This window comes from Xinfangfangia pollutisoli (assembly GCF_020179405.1).
In the GTDB taxonomy this organism is placed as follows: domain Bacteria; phylum Pseudomonadota; class Alphaproteobacteria; order Rhodobacterales; family Rhodobacteraceae; genus Pseudogemmobacter; species Pseudogemmobacter pollutisoli.
The window spans coordinates 54,597-69,672 of the sequence record NZ_JAICBZ010000009.1 but is presented as its reverse complement, the minus strand read 5'-3'; the positions used below and the strand labels follow the sequence as shown (position 1 = coordinate 69,672).

The following is a 15,076-nucleotide window of genomic DNA, read 5'->3' as shown; positions in this document are numbered from 1 at the left end:
CGCGCCGCAACCGGCCGCTTCGCGCCGCCGGCGCCGCCCCTGCCCTCGACCCGCGCCTCGCTTCTGGCCACGGCGGTGCCCGAGGATCACCTGCGCGAAGCGGTGATCCTGGCCGCGCTGCTGCGCTTTCCCGATCTGATCCCGCGCTTTGAAACCGCGCTTGAGCGGCTGGATTTCGCGCTGGACGACCATCGCCGGCTGCGCAACCTGCTGTTGACCCATGGCCATGACCCCGATTGCGCCGGGCTGATCGAGACCGACAGCCCCGCCGCCCTTGATCGGCTGCGCGCCAATCCCCATGTCCGCATCGCACCGGCGCTGCAGCCCCGGGCCGATGCCGAATTTGCCGCGGCCTGTGTCGAAACCGATCTGGCCAGCCTGCAGGCCGACCGCGCCCATCGCGCGACCGTGGCCGAGGCCGAGGAAGACCTGCGCCATCTGGCCGATGAAGGCGTGACATGGCATCTGTCGCAGGCGGCTGAGGCCCGCCATTCTGCCGCGCGCGGGCCGAAGGAACAGAAAACGGAAGGGTTGATTGCGCCCAATGGAGTGGAGCTGGATCGCGAAGAACTTGAGCGCGCGCGCCGCTTGCGCGACACGATCGACTTCTCTCGCGGCGGGCGCAGCCGCAACTGATTGATTCGGGGTTCGATCTCCCCGTGATTCGCGCTAATGATTCGTCTGCCTCCGTTGATTCGCTGGCGGCGCCGCTGACCGAAGGAATGCCCATGGCCCTCAAGGATACCGACGACGTCAAGCCCGAGACCGATGACGCCGACCTCTCGCTCGACATGAGCCAGGCTGCCGTCAAGAAGATGATCGCCGATGCGCGCGAGCGCGGCTTCATCACCATGGCTCAGCTGAACGCCGTCCTGCCCTCGGATACCTCTTCTTCCGACCAGATCGAGGATATCCTCGCGATGCTGGACGAGATGGGCATCCGTGTCGCCGAAGAGGATGAAGACACCGAGGATGGCGAGGCCGCCGCCACGGGCGATCTGGTCGAGACCTCGTCCTCGCGCGAGATCGCGCTGGCGGGCACCGCTTCGGAAACGCTGGACCGCACCGACGATCCGGTGCGCATGTATCTGCGCGAGATGGGCAGTGTCGAACTGCTGTCGCGCGAGGGCGAAATCGCCATCGCCAAGCGGATCGAGGCCGGCCGCAACACGATGATCGCCGGGCTTTGCGAAAGCCCGCTGACCTTCCAGGCGATCACGATCTGGCGCGACGAACTTCTGTCGGAAGAGATCCTGCTGCGCGACGTGATCGACCTTGAGGCGACCTTCGGCCGCTCGCTGGACGGGGACGAGGATCTGGAAGGCCCGCCGCTGGACGGCATCGATCTGGAAAGCCAGGCCGCCCCCGCCGCGGCGCCGCGGCCGCGTGCCGCCTCGTCCGAGCCGGAACTGGATGCCGATGGCAATCCGATCATGCGCGAAGACACCGAAGACGATGACGACGAAGGCTCGAACCTGTCGCTGGCCGCGATGGAAGCGGCGCTGAAGCCCAAGGTTCTGGAAACCCTGGCCATCGTTGCGCGCGACTATGCCAAGCTGGCCGAGATGCAGGACAGCCGGATGAATGCGACGCTGTCCTCGACCAGCCGCTATTCGGCGGCCGAGGAAGCGGCCTATCAGAAGCTGCGCTCGGAAATCGTGCTGCTGGTGAACGAGCTGCACTTGAACAATTCGCGCATCGAGGCGCTGATCGACCAGCTTTACGGCATCAACAAGCGGATCATGTCGATCAATTCGAACATGGTGAAGCTGGCCGATGCCGCGCGGATCAACCGGCGCGAATTCATCGACGAATATCAGGGCTACGAGCTGGACCCGACCTGGGTTGACCGCATGGTCGCCAAATCCGGCCGCGGCTGGCAGGTGCTGTTCGAAAAGAGCCGCACCCAGGTTGAAGACCTGCGGACGGAAATGGCCCAGGTCGGCCAATATGTCGGCGTCGACATCTCGGAATTCCGCCGCATCGTGCAGCAGGTGCAGAAGGGCGAGAAAGAAGCCCGCCAGGCCAAGAAGGAAATGGTCGAGGCCAACCTGCGCTTGGTGATCTCGATCGCCAAGAAATACACCAACCGCGGGCTGCAATTCCTGGACCTGATCCAGGAAGGCAATATCGGGTTGATGAAGGCGGTGGACAAGTTCGAGTATCGCCGCGGCTACAAGTTCTCGACCTATGCGACCTGGTGGATCCGTCAGGCGATCACCCGCTCGATCGCCGATCAGGCGCGCACCATCCGTATCCCGGTGCATATGATCGAGACGATCAACAAGCTGGTGCGCACCGGCCGGCAGATGCTGCATGAAATCGGCCGCGAGCCGACGCCGGAAGAACTGGCCGAAAAGCTGCAGATGCCGCTCGAGAAGGTTCGCAAGGTGATGAAGATCGCCAAGGAACCGATCTCGCTGGAAACGCCGATCGGCGACGAGGAAGACAGCCAGCTTGGCGACTTCATCGAAGACAAGAACGCGATCCTGCCCTTGGATTCCGCCATTCAGGAGAACCTGAAGGAAACCACGACCCGGGTTCTGGCCAGCCTGACCCCGCGCGAGGAACGGGTTCTGCGGATGCGCTTTGGCATCGGCATGAACACCGACCACACGCTGGAAGAGGTGGGCCAGCAGTTCAGCGTTACCCGCGAACGGATCCGCCAGATCGAGGCCAAGGCGCTGCGCAAGCTGAAACATCCCAGCCGCTCGCGCAAGCTGCGCAGCTTCCTGGATCAATAAGGCCCCCTAAGTCATGAACATTGCCGATCTGCGAGACGAGATCCTGGCCGCAGATGCGAAGGCAGCGTTTGATGTGCTGGTCAGCGGCTTTTCAGGGCTTGCAGGAGTGACCCTGCACGCCCATGAGCAAGGCTTCCTGAACAGCCTGCGCATCCTGCGCGAAGCGGATTTCTGCTTCGCCGCAATTCCCAATGACGACTGGGTGCTGGCCTATATCCGCAAGCCGGAATTGCGCCGCGGCCGGCTGACCGCCCAATCCGTGCGGGCGCGGTTCCCCGAGGCCCGCCTGACCGCGAAGGGCGAGATCACGCTGCGCATCGCTGACGCGGCCACCGCGACCCGCTGGCTGGACATGATCCGCGACGCAGCCTAGGCGGCCCTTGCTTTTTCGTACGCAATCGCGTACATTTGCAGCCATGCGCACCCTCTCCTCCACCGAACTTCGGCAGAACCTCTCCTCGGTCATGGACCAGGTGAATGACGATCACGAGCCGGTCATCGTCACCCGCGCCAAGGGCAAGCCGGTGGTCATGGTCAGTCTGGAAGACTGGTCCAGCATGGATGAGACCACCTATCTTCTGGCCAGCCCGGCGAACCGGGCCGCGTTGCTGCAAGCCATTGCCGAAAGCCATGAGGGCAAGGTCGTGGTCAAGACCATGGAAGAGCTTCTCGCCTACGAAAAGGAATGAAGCTGACGTTTCAGGATCATGGGTGGGAAGACTTTCAGCACTGGATCGAGAATGATCGAACCACGCTGAAGAAGCTGAACCGGCTGATCCAGGAATGCCTGCGCCATCCGTTCGAAGGCACCGGCAAGCCCGAACCGCTGAAGGGCGACCTCGGCGGCCACTGGTCCCGCCGCATCGACCGCGAACATCGTCTGGTCTACCGGGTCGAGGGCGAGGCGCTGGTCATCGTGCAGTGCCGTTATCATTATTAGCCGCGCGGGAACCCGACCCGCCCTCTGGCCGTTGTCCCGATACCCTGTCGGAGGACATGCGCCGTGACCCGATCCCCGAAACCCAGCCCCGCCCCCGGGGCCACCACCAAGGCCCCGCCCGGCGGCAAGGACATGCCGCCCGCCAAGACGATTTCGGAAGAGAACAAGGAAACCCGAAAGGGCGGCAAATAGGCGGCCTTCCCGGGCGCAAGCCGGCAGGCGCGGGTCCGGTTCCCCGCCCCTTGCCGCCGCGCCCTGCACCGCGCAAACTGGTCCGCAAAGCGGAGACCCCGATGCGTGCCCTGTCCCTGATCCTTGCCCTGTCCCTGCCCTTTCCGGCCTTCGCCGATTGCGCCGGCGAGCTGCTGTTTTCCTGCCCGATCAAGGCCGCAAGGCTGGAGGTCTGCCTGACCGGCGCCACGGCCACCTACAGCTTCGGCCCGGCAGGCAAGCCCGACCTCACGCTGGAAACCCCGGTCGCCGATCTGGACTTTCAGCCCTGGCCCGGCATCGGCCGCGCGATCTGGCAGACCGTGCGCTTCCACAATCGCGGCGTCGTTTACGAAGTCTGGTCCTCGCTTGAAAAGCAGATGGAAGAGAACCAGCCCGAGCCCGCCTGGCAGGGCGGCGTCACGGTGCAGCAGGGCGACCAGGTGCTGGCGGAGCTAAGCTGTTCCACCGCCCCCGATCCCTCGGATCTGGATCTGATCTTCCAGGCCAAGGAAGCCGCCGGCCAGTGCTGGAACTACTCCACCCAGACCTGGCAGAATGGCGGCTGCTAAGCCGCCGCGCAAAGCCCCGGCCTGAGTCCCCTCCGCCACACCCCCTGCCCCAGATCGGGTGGGTCGAAAAAGCCCTTTGCCCAGATGCTGAACCTGCCCCTATAGTCGGTGGCAATCACGGGGGCACACCCCCGGACTCTGAGGCAGGCACATCAAGACCATACGAGGAGGGCGCCCATGCGCTGCCCGTTTTGCGGGAACATCGACACCCAGGTGAAGGATTCGCGCCCGGCCGAGGATCACGTCTCGATCCGCCGCCGCCGCTTTTGCCCCGCCTGTGGCGGTCGTTTCACCACCTACGAGCGCGTGCAGCTGCGCGATCTCGTCGTGATCAAATCCTCTGGCAAGCGCGAGGATTTCGATCGCGACAAGCTGGAACGCGCCATCCGCATCGCCATGCAGAAACGCCCGATCGACCCCGAACGCATCGACCAGATGATCTCGGGCATCGTGCGGCGGCTGGAATCGCTGGGCGAGACCGATATCCCGTCGAAGCAGATCGGCGATATCGTGATGGAAAGCCTGGCGCGGATCGACACCGTCGCCTATGTGCGCTTTGCCAGCGTTTACAAGAACTTCCAGGCCGCGGGCGATTTCGACCGTTTCGTCAGCGAGCTGCGCCCGGGCGAAAAGCCGGAAGAGTGACGCCGGATCAGATCCATATGGCCCATGCCCTGCGCCTGGCCGCGCGGGGCAATGGCACGACCTGGCCCAACCCCTCGGTCGGCTGCGTGATCGTCAAGGACGGCCAGATCCTGGGCCGCGGCACCACCCAACCCGGCGGGCGGCCCCATGCCGAGCGTGTGGCGCTGGCCCAGGCCGGCGATGCGGCGCACGGCGCCACCGCCTATGTCACGCTGGAACCCTGCGCGCACCACGGCAAGACCAGCCCCTGCGCCGAGGCGCTGGTCGCGGCCGGCATCGCCCGCGTGGTCACCGCGCTGACCGATCCCGATCCGCGCGTCTCTGGCGGCGGCCATGCCATCCTGCGCCGTGCGGGGATTGAGGTCACCGAAGGCGTGCTGACCGAAGCGGCCACGCGCGTCACCCAAGGCTTTCTCAAACGCCTGACCCGGGGCCTGCCGCTGGTCACGCTGAAACTCGCCGCCTCGCTGGATGCGCGCACCGCGCTGGCCTCGGGCGAAAGTCGCTGGATCACCGGGCCCCAGGCGCGCGCGCATGTGCATCTGCTGCGGCTGACCCATGATGCGGTGCTGATCGGATCGGGCACGGCCCTGGCCGACGACCCCGATCTGACCGTGCGCCATCTGGGCCGCACCGGCCACCAACCGCTGCGGATCGTGCTGGACAGCAACCTGCGCCATTCCCCCGACAGCCGGCTTGGCCGCTCGGCCGAAACCCATCCGGTCTGGATCCTGCACGGCCCCGACGCGCCCCAGCCCCGCCGCTTGGCCTGGGCCGAAACCGGCGCAAGGCTGATCGAGGTCGCAACCACGCCCAATGGCCATATCGCCCTGCCCCAGGCCTTTCGCAGCCTGGCCGAGGAAGGCCTGACCCGGATCCTGGCCGAATGCGGCGCCACGCTTGCCGCCGCGCTGGTTGCCGAAAGCCTTGTCGACGACCTGGCGCTGTACAGCGCCGGCCTTCTTCTCGGCGCCGAAAGCCGCCCGCTTCTGGGCCCGCTCGGGCTGGACCGCCTGGCCGACGCCCCGCGGCTGACCCTGCGCGAGACCCAGACCCTTGGCCCCGACCAGTTCAGCCTCTGGTCTTTCTAGCGCCTTCCTCTCTGCGAAAATATCCCGGGGGTCCGGGGGCAGAGCCCCCGGCCACCAGCCAAATTCCCTACCAATGCCCGCTATTCTCCATGCTCACCCAGGGCTCGGCCGGTGCCTTCGCCGGCCCCGCCTGCAAAAGCTCGATCGAGATATTGTCGGGCGAGCGGACAAAGGCCATCCGGCCATCGCGCGGCGGGCGGTTGATCAGCACGCCATTGGCCTGCAGATGCGCGCAGGTCGCATAGATGTCGTCAACCTCATAGGCCAGATGGCCGAAATGCCGACTGTCCGAGGGCAGGCCCTCGTCGCCATCCCAGTTGTAGGTCAGTTCCACCGGGCAATCCGGCTGGCCGGGCGGCGCCAGGAAGACCAGCGTATAGCGCCCGGCCTCGCTGTCGTGGCGACGGGTCTCTTCCAGCCCCAGCAGCCGGAAAAACGCGATGGATTTGTCCAGATCCAGAACCCGGACCATGGTGTGAAGATATTTGATCGGCATCAGACGCCCTCCTGTCATGACGCCGATCCTAACCCGGTGCTGCGGCAAAGCGACAGGGTGGATCGTCCGGGCGGGTCGGCTGCGGCAGAAATCGGCGCCGGGCGGGTCAGAATTTCGAGCGGATCGCCAGGCCCAGGCCCAGGGTCTCGCTGTCATACAGGCTGACATTCGAGTCGGTGCGCTGCGCGCCCAGCGTCATCACCGGGATGAACCCCATGTAATCGACCTTCTCGAAGCCCAGCGAAACTTCGGCCCCCAGCGTCACATCCTCGCGCCCGCCCGCGGCATAGCGCGACTGCGCATAATCCCGCGTCTCGGCCCACAGGCCCAGCGACAGCGTCGCCGCTCCGGCCAGAACCGGCCGTGCCCGGTCCCAGTCCAGCCGCAGCCGCGCCGCAACATGGTCGATCTCGGTCGCGCCCGATTGCGTGTCGCGCGCGGTCAGGCCCAGCACCAGCCGGTCGCCCGAGGCGAACCGCCGCGTCGCGCCCAGCCGAAGCGTGAAGACATCCGCCGAATTCCGCGCGGAATCGAGCCGGTTCTGCCGCTCATAGCCCAGCCCGGCGCTCAGCGTCAGGCGCTTGTCCAGCGCCTTGGACAGGCCCAGATCGACGCCCAGATAATCCGACAGCTCGGCGCCGCCATACCAGCTGTGCCCCGCCCGGCCCGCAACCGTGATCTCGCCGCCCTCGAAGGGCTTCCAGGCATGATCCAGCCCCGCCTCGATCGCGGCATAGGCATAGTCCGACCCCCGGGCGTCAGGCGCCTGCCGCTTCGCCTCATCCGACAGGATCACGAAGCTTTGCACCATCCCAAGCCGCAGATCGGTCTTGGCGCTTTCGGTCTCTTGCACGCGCCAGCGCAGCGAGATCGCCAGATCGCCCTCGGTTCCCGACAGGGCCATCGCATCGCCCGACAGGACGAAGGGCAGGCCGTAGAACCAAAGAACCGAACTGGACGAGCCGTTGTTGACGTTGGACGAAGGCCGGAGCGAGGCATCAAAGCGCAGCCACAGCCGGCTGCGGGTGCGGACATAGCGGAAATCGCGCTCGGCCGCGCGGCGGGCGGCGGCATCCGGGGCCACTTCCATCGCCCGGCGCAGCCAGAACTGGGCACGGAATTTCGACCCGCCCGAGGCCAGGCCCTGGGCCATCACCATGGCCGCATCGTATTTCTGCCCCGGATCTTCCGCCGCCTTCCAGGCCAGCCGCGCCGTCGCCACCGCCTGATCGGTGCGGCCCAGATCGCGCTCGGCCCGCGACTTCACCGCCAGCGCCCCGGCATCGCCGGGATCGCGCTGCACCAGCGCCTCGGCCATGGCCAGCGCCTCGGCCGGGCGCTGGCTGTCCAGCATGATCACGGCAAGCCGCAGCAAGTTGGCCGGGTCCAGTTGCATCGGCTCTGCCGCCGCCGGGGCCGGCAACAGTGCCAGCATCAGCGCCAGAGCCCGCAGCCGCTTCGTGACGCGCCCGCCGCTCATCGGTAGGCGATGAAGCCGCCGGTCTCGCGCACCGTCACATTGTCAAAATAGGGATCGGCGGATTCGACCACGATGATGCCGACGATCTCTTCGGCATTCTCGCCCGCGATGATCGCGTAGTAATTCCCGGTCTCATAGGTCACGACCTGCGCGCCGCCGCTGCCGTAATCCACCAGGAAACTGTCGACCATGCCGCGGATTTCGCCATTCGCGTCAATGGCCCCTGGCCCGACCCGGAAGGACAGCACCGGCAATTCACTGATATCGTTCCCGCCGATCCGGTCCGGGTTGAATTCGTCATTCAGCTGACCGATCACCGCCGCGGTGATGTCATTGCCGTTCACGTCAAAGATCTGGCGGTTGTAGATCGCGCCCTGCACCGCATCGCCATCGTTGAAATCGGCAAAGTCGATGGCCACCTGCGCCTGGCCGGTGACATAACGCAAGCCACTGGCACCCTTCGCATCCTGGATCGCGGCATAATCCCCCAGATAGCCGGCCTGGCCCGAACTGGGCAGGTTTACCCCGCCCTCGCGTTTCATCACGAAACCGCCAAAGCCGTAATCCATATAGGCGCCGGTCCGCACGATGGCGAAGCTGGTCTTGCCCGAGTCTGACACGCCGGCCAGCAGCCGGTGTTCGAATTGCGGGATCATCCGGTGCGAATAGGGATCTTCGACGACTTCGCTGGCCTCATAGACCCGATAGGGCCCCAGACTGGCCACCGCCATGCCGCGCCTGTACAGGTTGTCGCCGTCGAACCCCAGATTGTCGACCGAGAACGTATCGTTTTCCGCGTCATAGGTGATGTTTTCGGCATAGCCATTGCCATTGCCGTCTTCGCGCGCCTCGTATCGGGTGATCGACTTGCTGGCCGAGGGCTTTTCGGTTCCGGGCAGTTGCTCGACCGGGTTCGCCGGCTCTTCGCTGGGCTCGTCGGGAAGGAAGGGGTTGCCCCCGCAGCCGGCCAGGAAACCCGCCAGAACCAGAACCTGCGCATAGCGTTGTGACATACCGCCCACCCGGCCGTAAAGAAATCCACATAAGGAATGCTGTCAAAGCCCTTGAAAGTCAGAGCAGAAACGGGTTGTTCACAGCTTTCGGCCCGGCCGTTTCCGGCCCGCATCACGCTTGATCCTGCGGTTTTCGGATGCCGCACCACCAGATATAGTCGTCGCCGACTCACTCCCCACAGAAAGGCCCGCCCCATGCCCCTGACCGATGACCAGCGTGCCGAGATCGAAGCCGCCCGCGCCACGCCGCGCCCGACGTTGCGTGCGGTGTCCGAAGGGATGGAGGCGCATCTCTACCGTGCGCATGAGGTGCTGGACCACGGCTTCATCCGGGTCATCGATTACATGGGCGATGACAGTGCCATCGTGCAGGCGGCGCGGGTCAGCTATGGCGCCGGCACCAAGCATGTCTCGAATGACGAGGGGCTGATCCGCTATCTGATGCGGCATTGGCATTCGACCCCGTTCGAAATGTGCGAGGTGAAGCTGCATGTGAAATTGCCGGTCTTCGTGGCCCGGCAATGGATTCGCCACCGCACCGCCAATGTGAATGAATACTCGGCGCGCTATTCGATTCTGGACCGCGAATTCTACATTCCGGCGCCGGAACAGCTGGCCGCGCAGTCGACGGTGAACAATCAGGGCCGCGGCGAGGTACTGGCCGGCCCCGAAGCCGCCCGCGTGCTGGAGATGCTGAAGCGCGACGCAGCGCAATGCTATGACGATTACGAGGCGATGCTCAGCCAGACCCAGGCCGATGGCACGCCGCAGCAGGGCCTGGCGCGGGAATTGGCGCGGATGAACCTGCCCGCGAACATCTACACGCAATGGTATTGGAAGACCGACCTGCACAACCTGTTCCACTTCCTGCGCCTGCGCGCCGATGCGCATGCGCAATACGAGATCCGCGTCTATGCCGAAGCGATTGCGGATTGCGTGAAGGATTGGGTGCCCCTGGCCTATGCCGCCTTCGAGGATTACCGGATGGGCGGCACGACGCTGTCGGCCAAGGCGATTGCGGTGCTGAAGCGCCGGCTGGCGGGAGAGACGGTAGGCCAGGAAGGCTCGGGCATGTCCAAGGGGGAATGGCGGGAATTCGAGGCGGTCTGGGGCTGACCCCAGCCCCTGCCCCGCCCCTCATGTCGGCCCGCCAGCCCACCGGCGGGCCCCGATCGACAGAATAGGCCCCGCCCCCTGCCCGGGGACGGGGCTTTTTCTTGCTTCCCGGCGACTTAGATCCCGGTATCTTAGATCCCGGTATCGACCCGGATCTGCCGCACCTGATCGGCGGTCAGATAGCCGGTCACGGTCTGGCCCTCGTCCCGCTGCCAGGCGGAAATCGCGGTGCGGGTGTTGCGCCCCCAGACGCCATCGGCGCCATAGGTGTTGTAGCCCAGCCGCGTCAGCCCGCGCTGCAGCGCGATCTTCTCGGATCGGGTCAGGCCCAGCAGGCTTTCTTCCAGCGCGGCATCACTGCCGGCCTCGGGCTGCGGGGCGGCGACCTTGCCGGCCTGCTTGGCCATCAGCGTGACCTGGGCGCCGGTGACATAGCCGGTCTGGGTTTCCTTGTTGGCCTTCTGCCAGGCACCGATCGCGGCGCGGGTGCGGCTGCCCCACAGGCCATCGGCCACCCCGGCATTGTAGCCCAACTGGGTCAGCTGGCTTTGGATCTGGATCCGCTCGCTGCGCGACAGGCGCAGCTGCGCCTCGGTCTCGGCCGCGCTCATCGCGCCGCCACCGGCGGGATCATTGGGCGAAATGCCGCCCTCGCCATCCTTCAGCAGCGTCTTCAGCTGCGGCGCGGTCATATAGCCCGTTGCCGTCAGCCCGCTGTCGCGCTGCCAGGTCGCCAGCGCCGAGCGGGTGTTGCGGCCCCAGACGCCATCGGCGCCATAGGTGTTATAGCCCAGCCGGGTCAACGCGCGCTGCACGCCGATCTTCTGGCTGAGCGTCAGGCCAAGGCTCGCCTCGGTCTGCGCCGCCGTGGGCGAGCCGTCGGCCGTGCCGCCCAGACGGATGATCGCCTGTTCGGCATTGGCGCGGTACAAGCCCTTGGGGTATTTCGCCAGGTAATCGCGATAGGCGCTGATCGTATTGGCCTCGCGTGCGGCGATATAGGCGTTCTTGTCCAGCTCTTGCTGGATCAGCGACTGGGCGACGCCGCTGATCACGTCGCCAAGATCGGTCTCGGCGCGCAGCGGCGGCGCGAAGGCGATGCCGGTCGCCAGGCCGGTTGCCAGAAGGATGGGATGGGTAAACTTGCGCATGATCGTCTCGCTTCCTGCTGCGGGCCAGACTGGCCACAGGGTCTGACAGATCAACGCATGAAGCGGGAAATGGTTTCACACCCGCCTTGCCCAGGCCCGATGCCCGGGCGGCTTCCGGGGCCAGGCGCAATGTGTTAACAGGGGGCGATCCGATCCCAAAGCCGTGCAAGTCCAGCGGCTTGACCCATCCGCCCGCCAGGGGCGCCCAGGAAAGGCCCGGCCATGATCCTTTACGGCATCTCGACCTGCGACACCTGCAAGAAGGCGCTCAAGGCGCTGGAACGGGCCGGAAAGCCCGTCACCTTCCGCGATATCCGCGCCCAGCCGCTGGACGAGGCGGAAATCGCCGCCATCGTCGCGGAATTCGGCGACAAGGCCGTGAACCGCCAGTCCACCACCTATCGCAGCTTCAGCGATTTCCTGAAAGCCTCCGAGCCCGAGGCCCAGATCAAGGCCCAGCCCACCGTGATGAAGCGGCCCGTGATCCAGGCGGACCGCTGGTACCTGGGCTGGGATGCCGAGACCGAAGCCACGCTGACGGCCTGAGGCGCGGGGTCACCCCCGCACCGGCTTACAGAAGCTTCAGATCGCCTGCGGAAGACCGGCCATCGCGGCCCGAAAGCAACTCGTACGACACTTTCTGATTGTCGTTGAGGCCTTTCAGACCCGCCCGCTCGACCGCCGAGATATGGACAAACACATCCTTGCCGCCGTCGTCAGGCGCAATGAACCCATATCCTTTCGTTGCGTTAAACCACTTCACGGTGCCTGTCGGCATTCCGCCTCTCCCCATTCGAAACCTCCCGGCGCGTCATTACACCGGGCGTAGCCGCCAGGTCTTCCGGGCCTTTCTTCAGTGAGAGGCAGCAAGAAAGTCTGTCGTTACTGACAGAAGAATGACACGCCCGGAATGAAAATCAAGAAATATGGCGCATTGCGGCCAGGCGCCGCCACAAGCTGCCCAGAAGACGGTCAGCCGAAACCGCGCCGCCGCCTTTGCTGACCAGCAAAGCCAACAGAAGAAGCCAGAAGGCGCGCTGATCGGCGATCGCGCTGTCGGGTGCGGCATCGAACCAGGCGCCGGGGGCGGCGCCATGGCCGAAGATGTCGGTCAGGCTTTGCACGCAGACAAAGCCCGCCATGGCCAGCGCCGCCGGCCGCGTCATCAGGCCCAGCACGATCAGCGCCGGCAGCAGGATCTCGGCCCAGGTTCCGGCCAGCACGGTCAGATCGGCAAAAAACCCAAGCGCCGCAGGATCATAGCCCACCGCCTCCAACTGGCGCGGAAAGATCTGCGCATAGGCCCCGGCCGAGGGCGCAAAGGGCCCCGTGCCGAATTTGGTCAGCGCCGAGGCCCAGAAATAGCGCAGCAGCACCGCGGCAAAGACCAGCCGCGCCAGCAGGGCCAGCGCCCCGTCCTGCCGCGCAAGCCAGGCCGAAACCCGGTTTGCCGCCCCGATCACTCTGCGCATTCCACACCCGCCACGGCGCCCTGCGCCAGCAAAAGCCCCAGAACCGCCGCGGCATCGCAGCCTTCGCCGCCCGCATCCATCGCCGCCCCCAAGGTCGCGCCGCCGATCAGTGCCGCCAGCATCGCGCCGCCGCCGGGGGGCAGAAGATGCGGCTCGGGATCGAATCCCGCCCGCAGCACCAGCACATCCTCGGCCCGCCATGCCGGAGACGGCCCGCCCTGCAGCGCCGCCGCCCGGATCGACCGAACCGGCCAGGCCGACCGCAGCAGCCGCGCCGAGGGCGCCAGACGCAAGCGACAGCCCAGCAAGGCCTCGGGCGGGATCGCGCCCAGATCGGCAGGGCGGTGATCGGCGGCGTGATAGCTGTCGCGCAGCGCCTGCTCCAGCCGCGCCACATCGGGCAGATAGGGCAGATGCGCTACCGGCGGAAAGTGCTGCAGAAAGCCAGGGAAATCGGCGCCGTACAGCATCAGGATCCGGCTGCGCGGCGGATGCGCGCGCAGGAAGACGCCGGCCATGGCGGCAAAGAAGTCGGCCCCCACCAGCCTGCGCAGGGCCGGAAAGCCGGCTTCCAGCACCCGGGTCAGCCCGCCCGCCACGGTGTTGCGATAGACATCAAAGCGCCGCCCGGCGGGGGCGCCATCGGGCGCGACCAGCCCCGCGGGCACCGGCAGATCGGGATCCAGCAGCGCCGCGACAAACCCCGCCTGCATCATGCCGCCCCCGCCAGCACCCGCGCCGCCCGCGCGGCCTCGGCCTCCAGCACCGGCCAGTCGGGCAGGTCGTCATCCCATTCGATCAGCGTGGGCTTGGGCCCGCCGCGGGCAATCACCCGGCGGTACAGGGCCCAGACCCGATCCTCGACCGGCGCCGCATGGCTGTCGATCAGCAGCACCGCGCCCTGGTCATCGCGATCGGCATGATGCCCGCCCAGATGGATCTCGCCCACCAGATCCAGCGGGAAAGCATCCAGATAGGCCTCGGCCGAGCGCCCCTGGTTCACGGCCGAGACTTGCACATTGTTGACATCCAGAAGCAGGAAACACCCGGTCCTCCGGGCGATTTCTTGCAGAAATTCAACTTCCGCCATCTCGCTTTCGGCAAAGGCCAGATAGGTCGAGGGGTTTTCCAGCAGCATCCGCCGCCCCAGCGCCTCTTGCACCTGGTCGATGTGATCCGCCACCCGCGCCAGCGTCGCCGCCGTATAGGGCAAGGGCAGAAGATCGTTCAGGAAGGCGCCCTCATGCGTCGACCAGGCCAGATGTTCGGAAAAGGACGCCGGCTGCAGCCAGTCACACAGCGCCTTCAGCCGCGCCAGATGATCCGCGTCCAAAGGCGCCTCGCCGCCGATCGACAGGCCGACACCATGGACCGAGATCGGAAACCGTCCGGCCAGATGCCGCAATTGCGCCAAGGGCCGCCCGCCGTCGCCCAGGTAATTCTCGGCATGGATCTCCAGCCAATCCACCGCGCCCGGATTTTCGAGCAGCGCGGAAAAATGCTGCGGCTTGTAGCCCACGCCCGCCCGCGCGGGCAAATCCCTGTCCACCCGATCAAACATCCCCTGTCCTTTCATCTGTTCAGAAATATCCCCAGGGGGCGACCCCCGGTTTCGCCACCGGCTCGAGAAACCGGTGGCGAGGGGGGGCGCGAAGCCCCCCGGACGCCTGCCAAAAGCGCCTACATCGCCATGTCGCGGTCCAGCGGTTCCATGCTGCCCATCCGCGCCATGCCATCCATGCCCGCGGGCAGTTCCATCGTGGTGCAGGTGCCGGCCGGAACCAGCTTCCAGGCATTGCCCTGGTAATCGACCTTCGAGGTCCCGGCGCAGGTCGTGCCCTCGCCCGCCTTGCAGTCATTCTGCCCGGCCAGCGCCACGCCGTAGCATTTCTCCATCTCGTCGGCCTTGGCCGCGCCCGAAAGCTGCACGGTCATCGCACAGGCCAGGGCCGAGGCCACGGCCAGGGTCTTCGCTTGCATCGTCATGTCGGATCTCCCCGTTCAAAGGTTCACGCACCGCTTGCCTGCGATACGCCTGTCCTTACGGGGCCGCGGCCGGGCGCATTACGCGGCCGGGCGCAGGAAAATTTCTTCGTGATCGCGTAACGCGCAATTCCCTTGCGACGAAGCAAAAGGGCCGCCGCGA

General features: G+C 66.1%; 19 protein-coding genes and 1 pseudogene. 11 read left to right on the top strand and 9 right to left on the bottom strand.

Translation table 11 applies throughout. The features are described from left to right. From K1Y73_RS05555 to ribD, 9 genes and pseudogenes are all read left to right on the top strand, one after another. Nucleotides 1-636, top strand: a pseudogene (locus tag K1Y73_RS05555) (DNA primase); the annotation flags it as partial. Between the two features lie 92 nt (nt 637-728). Further along, the gene (gene rpoD, locus K1Y73_RS05550; RefSeq protein WP_225027065.1) at nt 729-2,744 is read left to right on the top strand and encodes an RNA polymerase sigma factor RpoD; all 2,016 of its coding nucleotides are present in this window, start codon (nt 729-731) and stop codon (nt 2,742-2,744) included. A gap of 13 nt (nt 2,745-2,757) precedes the next feature. Next, a complete protein-coding gene (locus tag K1Y73_RS05545; protein ID WP_225027064.1) occupies nt 2,758-3,117 on the top strand; it encodes a hypothetical protein in 360 nt (119 codons plus the stop codon). Nucleotides 3,118-3,160: 43 nt separating this feature from the next. Then, complete coding sequence (locus tag K1Y73_RS05540; RefSeq protein ID WP_225027063.1) at nt 3,161-3,433, top strand: type II toxin-antitoxin system Phd/YefM family antitoxin; 273 nt, start codon at nt 3,161-3,163, stop codon at nt 3,431-3,433. Then, nucleotides 3,430-3,684 carry a Txe/YoeB family addiction module toxin gene (locus tag K1Y73_RS05535; RefSeq protein ID WP_225027062.1) on the top strand — a complete coding sequence of 85 codons (255 nt, stop codon included), beginning with the start codon at nt 3,430-3,432 and terminating at the stop codon, nt 3,682-3,684. Before K1Y73_RS05540 ends, K1Y73_RS05535 begins: the two co-directional genes overlap by 4 nt. Nucleotides 3,685-3,747: 63 nt before the next feature. Continuing rightward, on the top strand, nt 3,748-3,876 hold the full coding sequence (locus tag K1Y73_RS21990; protein WP_263626523.1) for a hypothetical protein: 129 nt from the start codon (nt 3,748-3,750) through the stop codon (nt 3,874-3,876). A 101-nt stretch (nt 3,877-3,977) separates the two neighbouring features. Beyond that, nucleotides 3,978-4,466: a hypothetical protein gene (locus K1Y73_RS05530; protein WP_225027061.1), complete on the top strand. Its 489-nt coding sequence runs from the start codon at nt 3,978-3,980 to the stop codon at nt 4,464-4,466. 177 nt (nt 4,467-4,643) lie between these two features. Continuing rightward, entirely contained in the window at nt 4,644-5,111 is a 468-nt protein-coding gene (nrdR, locus tag K1Y73_RS05525; RefSeq protein ID WP_225027060.1) for a transcriptional regulator NrdR, read from the top strand. 17 nt (nt 5,112-5,128) lie between these two features. Further along, nucleotides 5,129-6,202 carry a bifunctional diaminohydroxyphosphoribosylaminopyrimidine deaminase/5-amino-6-(5-phosphoribosylamino)uracil reductase RibD gene (gene ribD / locus K1Y73_RS05520; RefSeq protein ID WP_225027069.1) on the top strand — a complete coding sequence of 358 codons (1,074 nt, stop codon included), beginning with the start codon at nt 5,129-5,131 and terminating at the stop codon, nt 6,200-6,202. Between the two features lie 67 nt (nt 6,203-6,269). Here ribD and K1Y73_RS05515 read toward each other — a convergent pair whose 3' ends face one another. From K1Y73_RS05515 to K1Y73_RS05505, 3 genes are all read right to left on the bottom strand, one after another. Further along, nucleotides 6,270-6,698 (bottom strand): VOC family protein, encoded by a 429-nt coding sequence (locus K1Y73_RS05515; RefSeq protein WP_225027059.1) that lies wholly within the window; start codon nt 6,696-6,698, stop codon nt 6,270-6,272. A 106-nt stretch (nt 6,699-6,804) separates the two neighbouring features. Then, nucleotides 6,805-8,178, bottom strand: a complete 1,374-nt coding sequence (locus K1Y73_RS05510) for a surface lipoprotein assembly modifier (protein ID WP_225027057.1) — start codon at nt 8,176-8,178, stop codon at nt 6,805-6,807. After that, nucleotides 8,175-9,191: a hypothetical protein gene (locus K1Y73_RS05505; protein ID WP_225027055.1), complete on the bottom strand. Its 1,017-nt coding sequence runs from the start codon at nt 9,189-9,191 to the stop codon at nt 8,175-8,177. The genes K1Y73_RS05510 and K1Y73_RS05505 overlap by 4 nt, the downstream gene beginning before the upstream one ends. 195 nt (nt 9,192-9,386) lie before the next feature. On the opposite strand from K1Y73_RS05505, the gene thyX reads away from it, so the two are divergent. After that, the gene (gene thyX, locus K1Y73_RS05500) at nt 9,387-10,307 is read left to right on the top strand and encodes an FAD-dependent thymidylate synthase (RefSeq protein WP_225027054.1); all 921 of its coding nucleotides are present in this window, start codon (nt 9,387-9,389) and stop codon (nt 10,305-10,307) included. 131 nt (nt 10,308-10,438) lie between these two features. On the opposite strand, the gene K1Y73_RS05495 is transcribed toward thyX, so the two are convergent. Beyond that, nucleotides 10,439-11,458 carry a peptidoglycan-binding domain-containing protein gene (locus tag K1Y73_RS05495; protein WP_225027052.1) on the bottom strand — a complete coding sequence of 340 codons (1,020 nt, stop codon included), beginning with the start codon at nt 11,456-11,458 and terminating at the stop codon, nt 10,439-10,441. Between the two features lie 222 nt (nt 11,459-11,680). Between K1Y73_RS05495 and K1Y73_RS05490 the strand changes: the two genes are divergently transcribed. Then, the gene (locus K1Y73_RS05490; protein WP_225027051.1) at nt 11,681-12,004 is read left to right on the top strand and encodes an arsenate reductase family protein; all 324 of its coding nucleotides are present in this window, start codon (nt 11,681-11,683) and stop codon (nt 12,002-12,004) included. 25 nt (nt 12,005-12,029) lie between these two features. Here the strand turns inward: K1Y73_RS05490 and K1Y73_RS05485 are convergent, their stop codons facing one another. The 5 genes from K1Y73_RS05485 to K1Y73_RS05465 form a co-directional block, all read right to left on the bottom strand. Beyond that, entirely contained in the window at nt 12,030-12,236 is a 207-nt protein-coding gene (locus K1Y73_RS05485) for a cold-shock protein (RefSeq protein ID WP_225027049.1), read from the bottom strand. A 139-nt stretch (nt 12,237-12,375) separates the two neighbouring features. Continuing rightward, nucleotides 12,376-12,930 carry a DoxX family protein gene (locus K1Y73_RS05480; RefSeq protein WP_225027047.1) on the bottom strand — a complete coding sequence of 185 codons (555 nt, stop codon included), beginning with the start codon at nt 12,928-12,930 and terminating at the stop codon, nt 12,376-12,378. Beyond that, entirely contained in the window at nt 12,918-13,646 is a 729-nt protein-coding gene (locus tag K1Y73_RS05475; RefSeq protein WP_225027045.1) for an HvfC/BufC N-terminal domain-containing protein, read from the bottom strand. Before K1Y73_RS05475 ends, K1Y73_RS05480 begins: the two co-directional genes overlap by 13 nt. Beyond that, complete coding sequence (gene bufB, locus K1Y73_RS05470) at nt 13,643-14,491, bottom strand: MNIO family bufferin maturase (protein ID WP_225027043.1); 849 nt, start codon at nt 14,489-14,491, stop codon at nt 13,643-13,645. The genes K1Y73_RS05475 and bufB overlap by 4 nt, the downstream gene beginning before the upstream one ends. A 119-nt stretch (nt 14,492-14,610) precedes the next feature. Further along, on the bottom strand, nt 14,611-14,916 hold the full coding sequence (locus K1Y73_RS05465) for a BufA1 family periplasmic bufferin-type metallophore (protein ID WP_225027041.1): 306 nt from the start codon (nt 14,914-14,916) through the stop codon (nt 14,611-14,613). Nucleotides 14,917-15,076 lie beyond the last annotated feature (160 nt).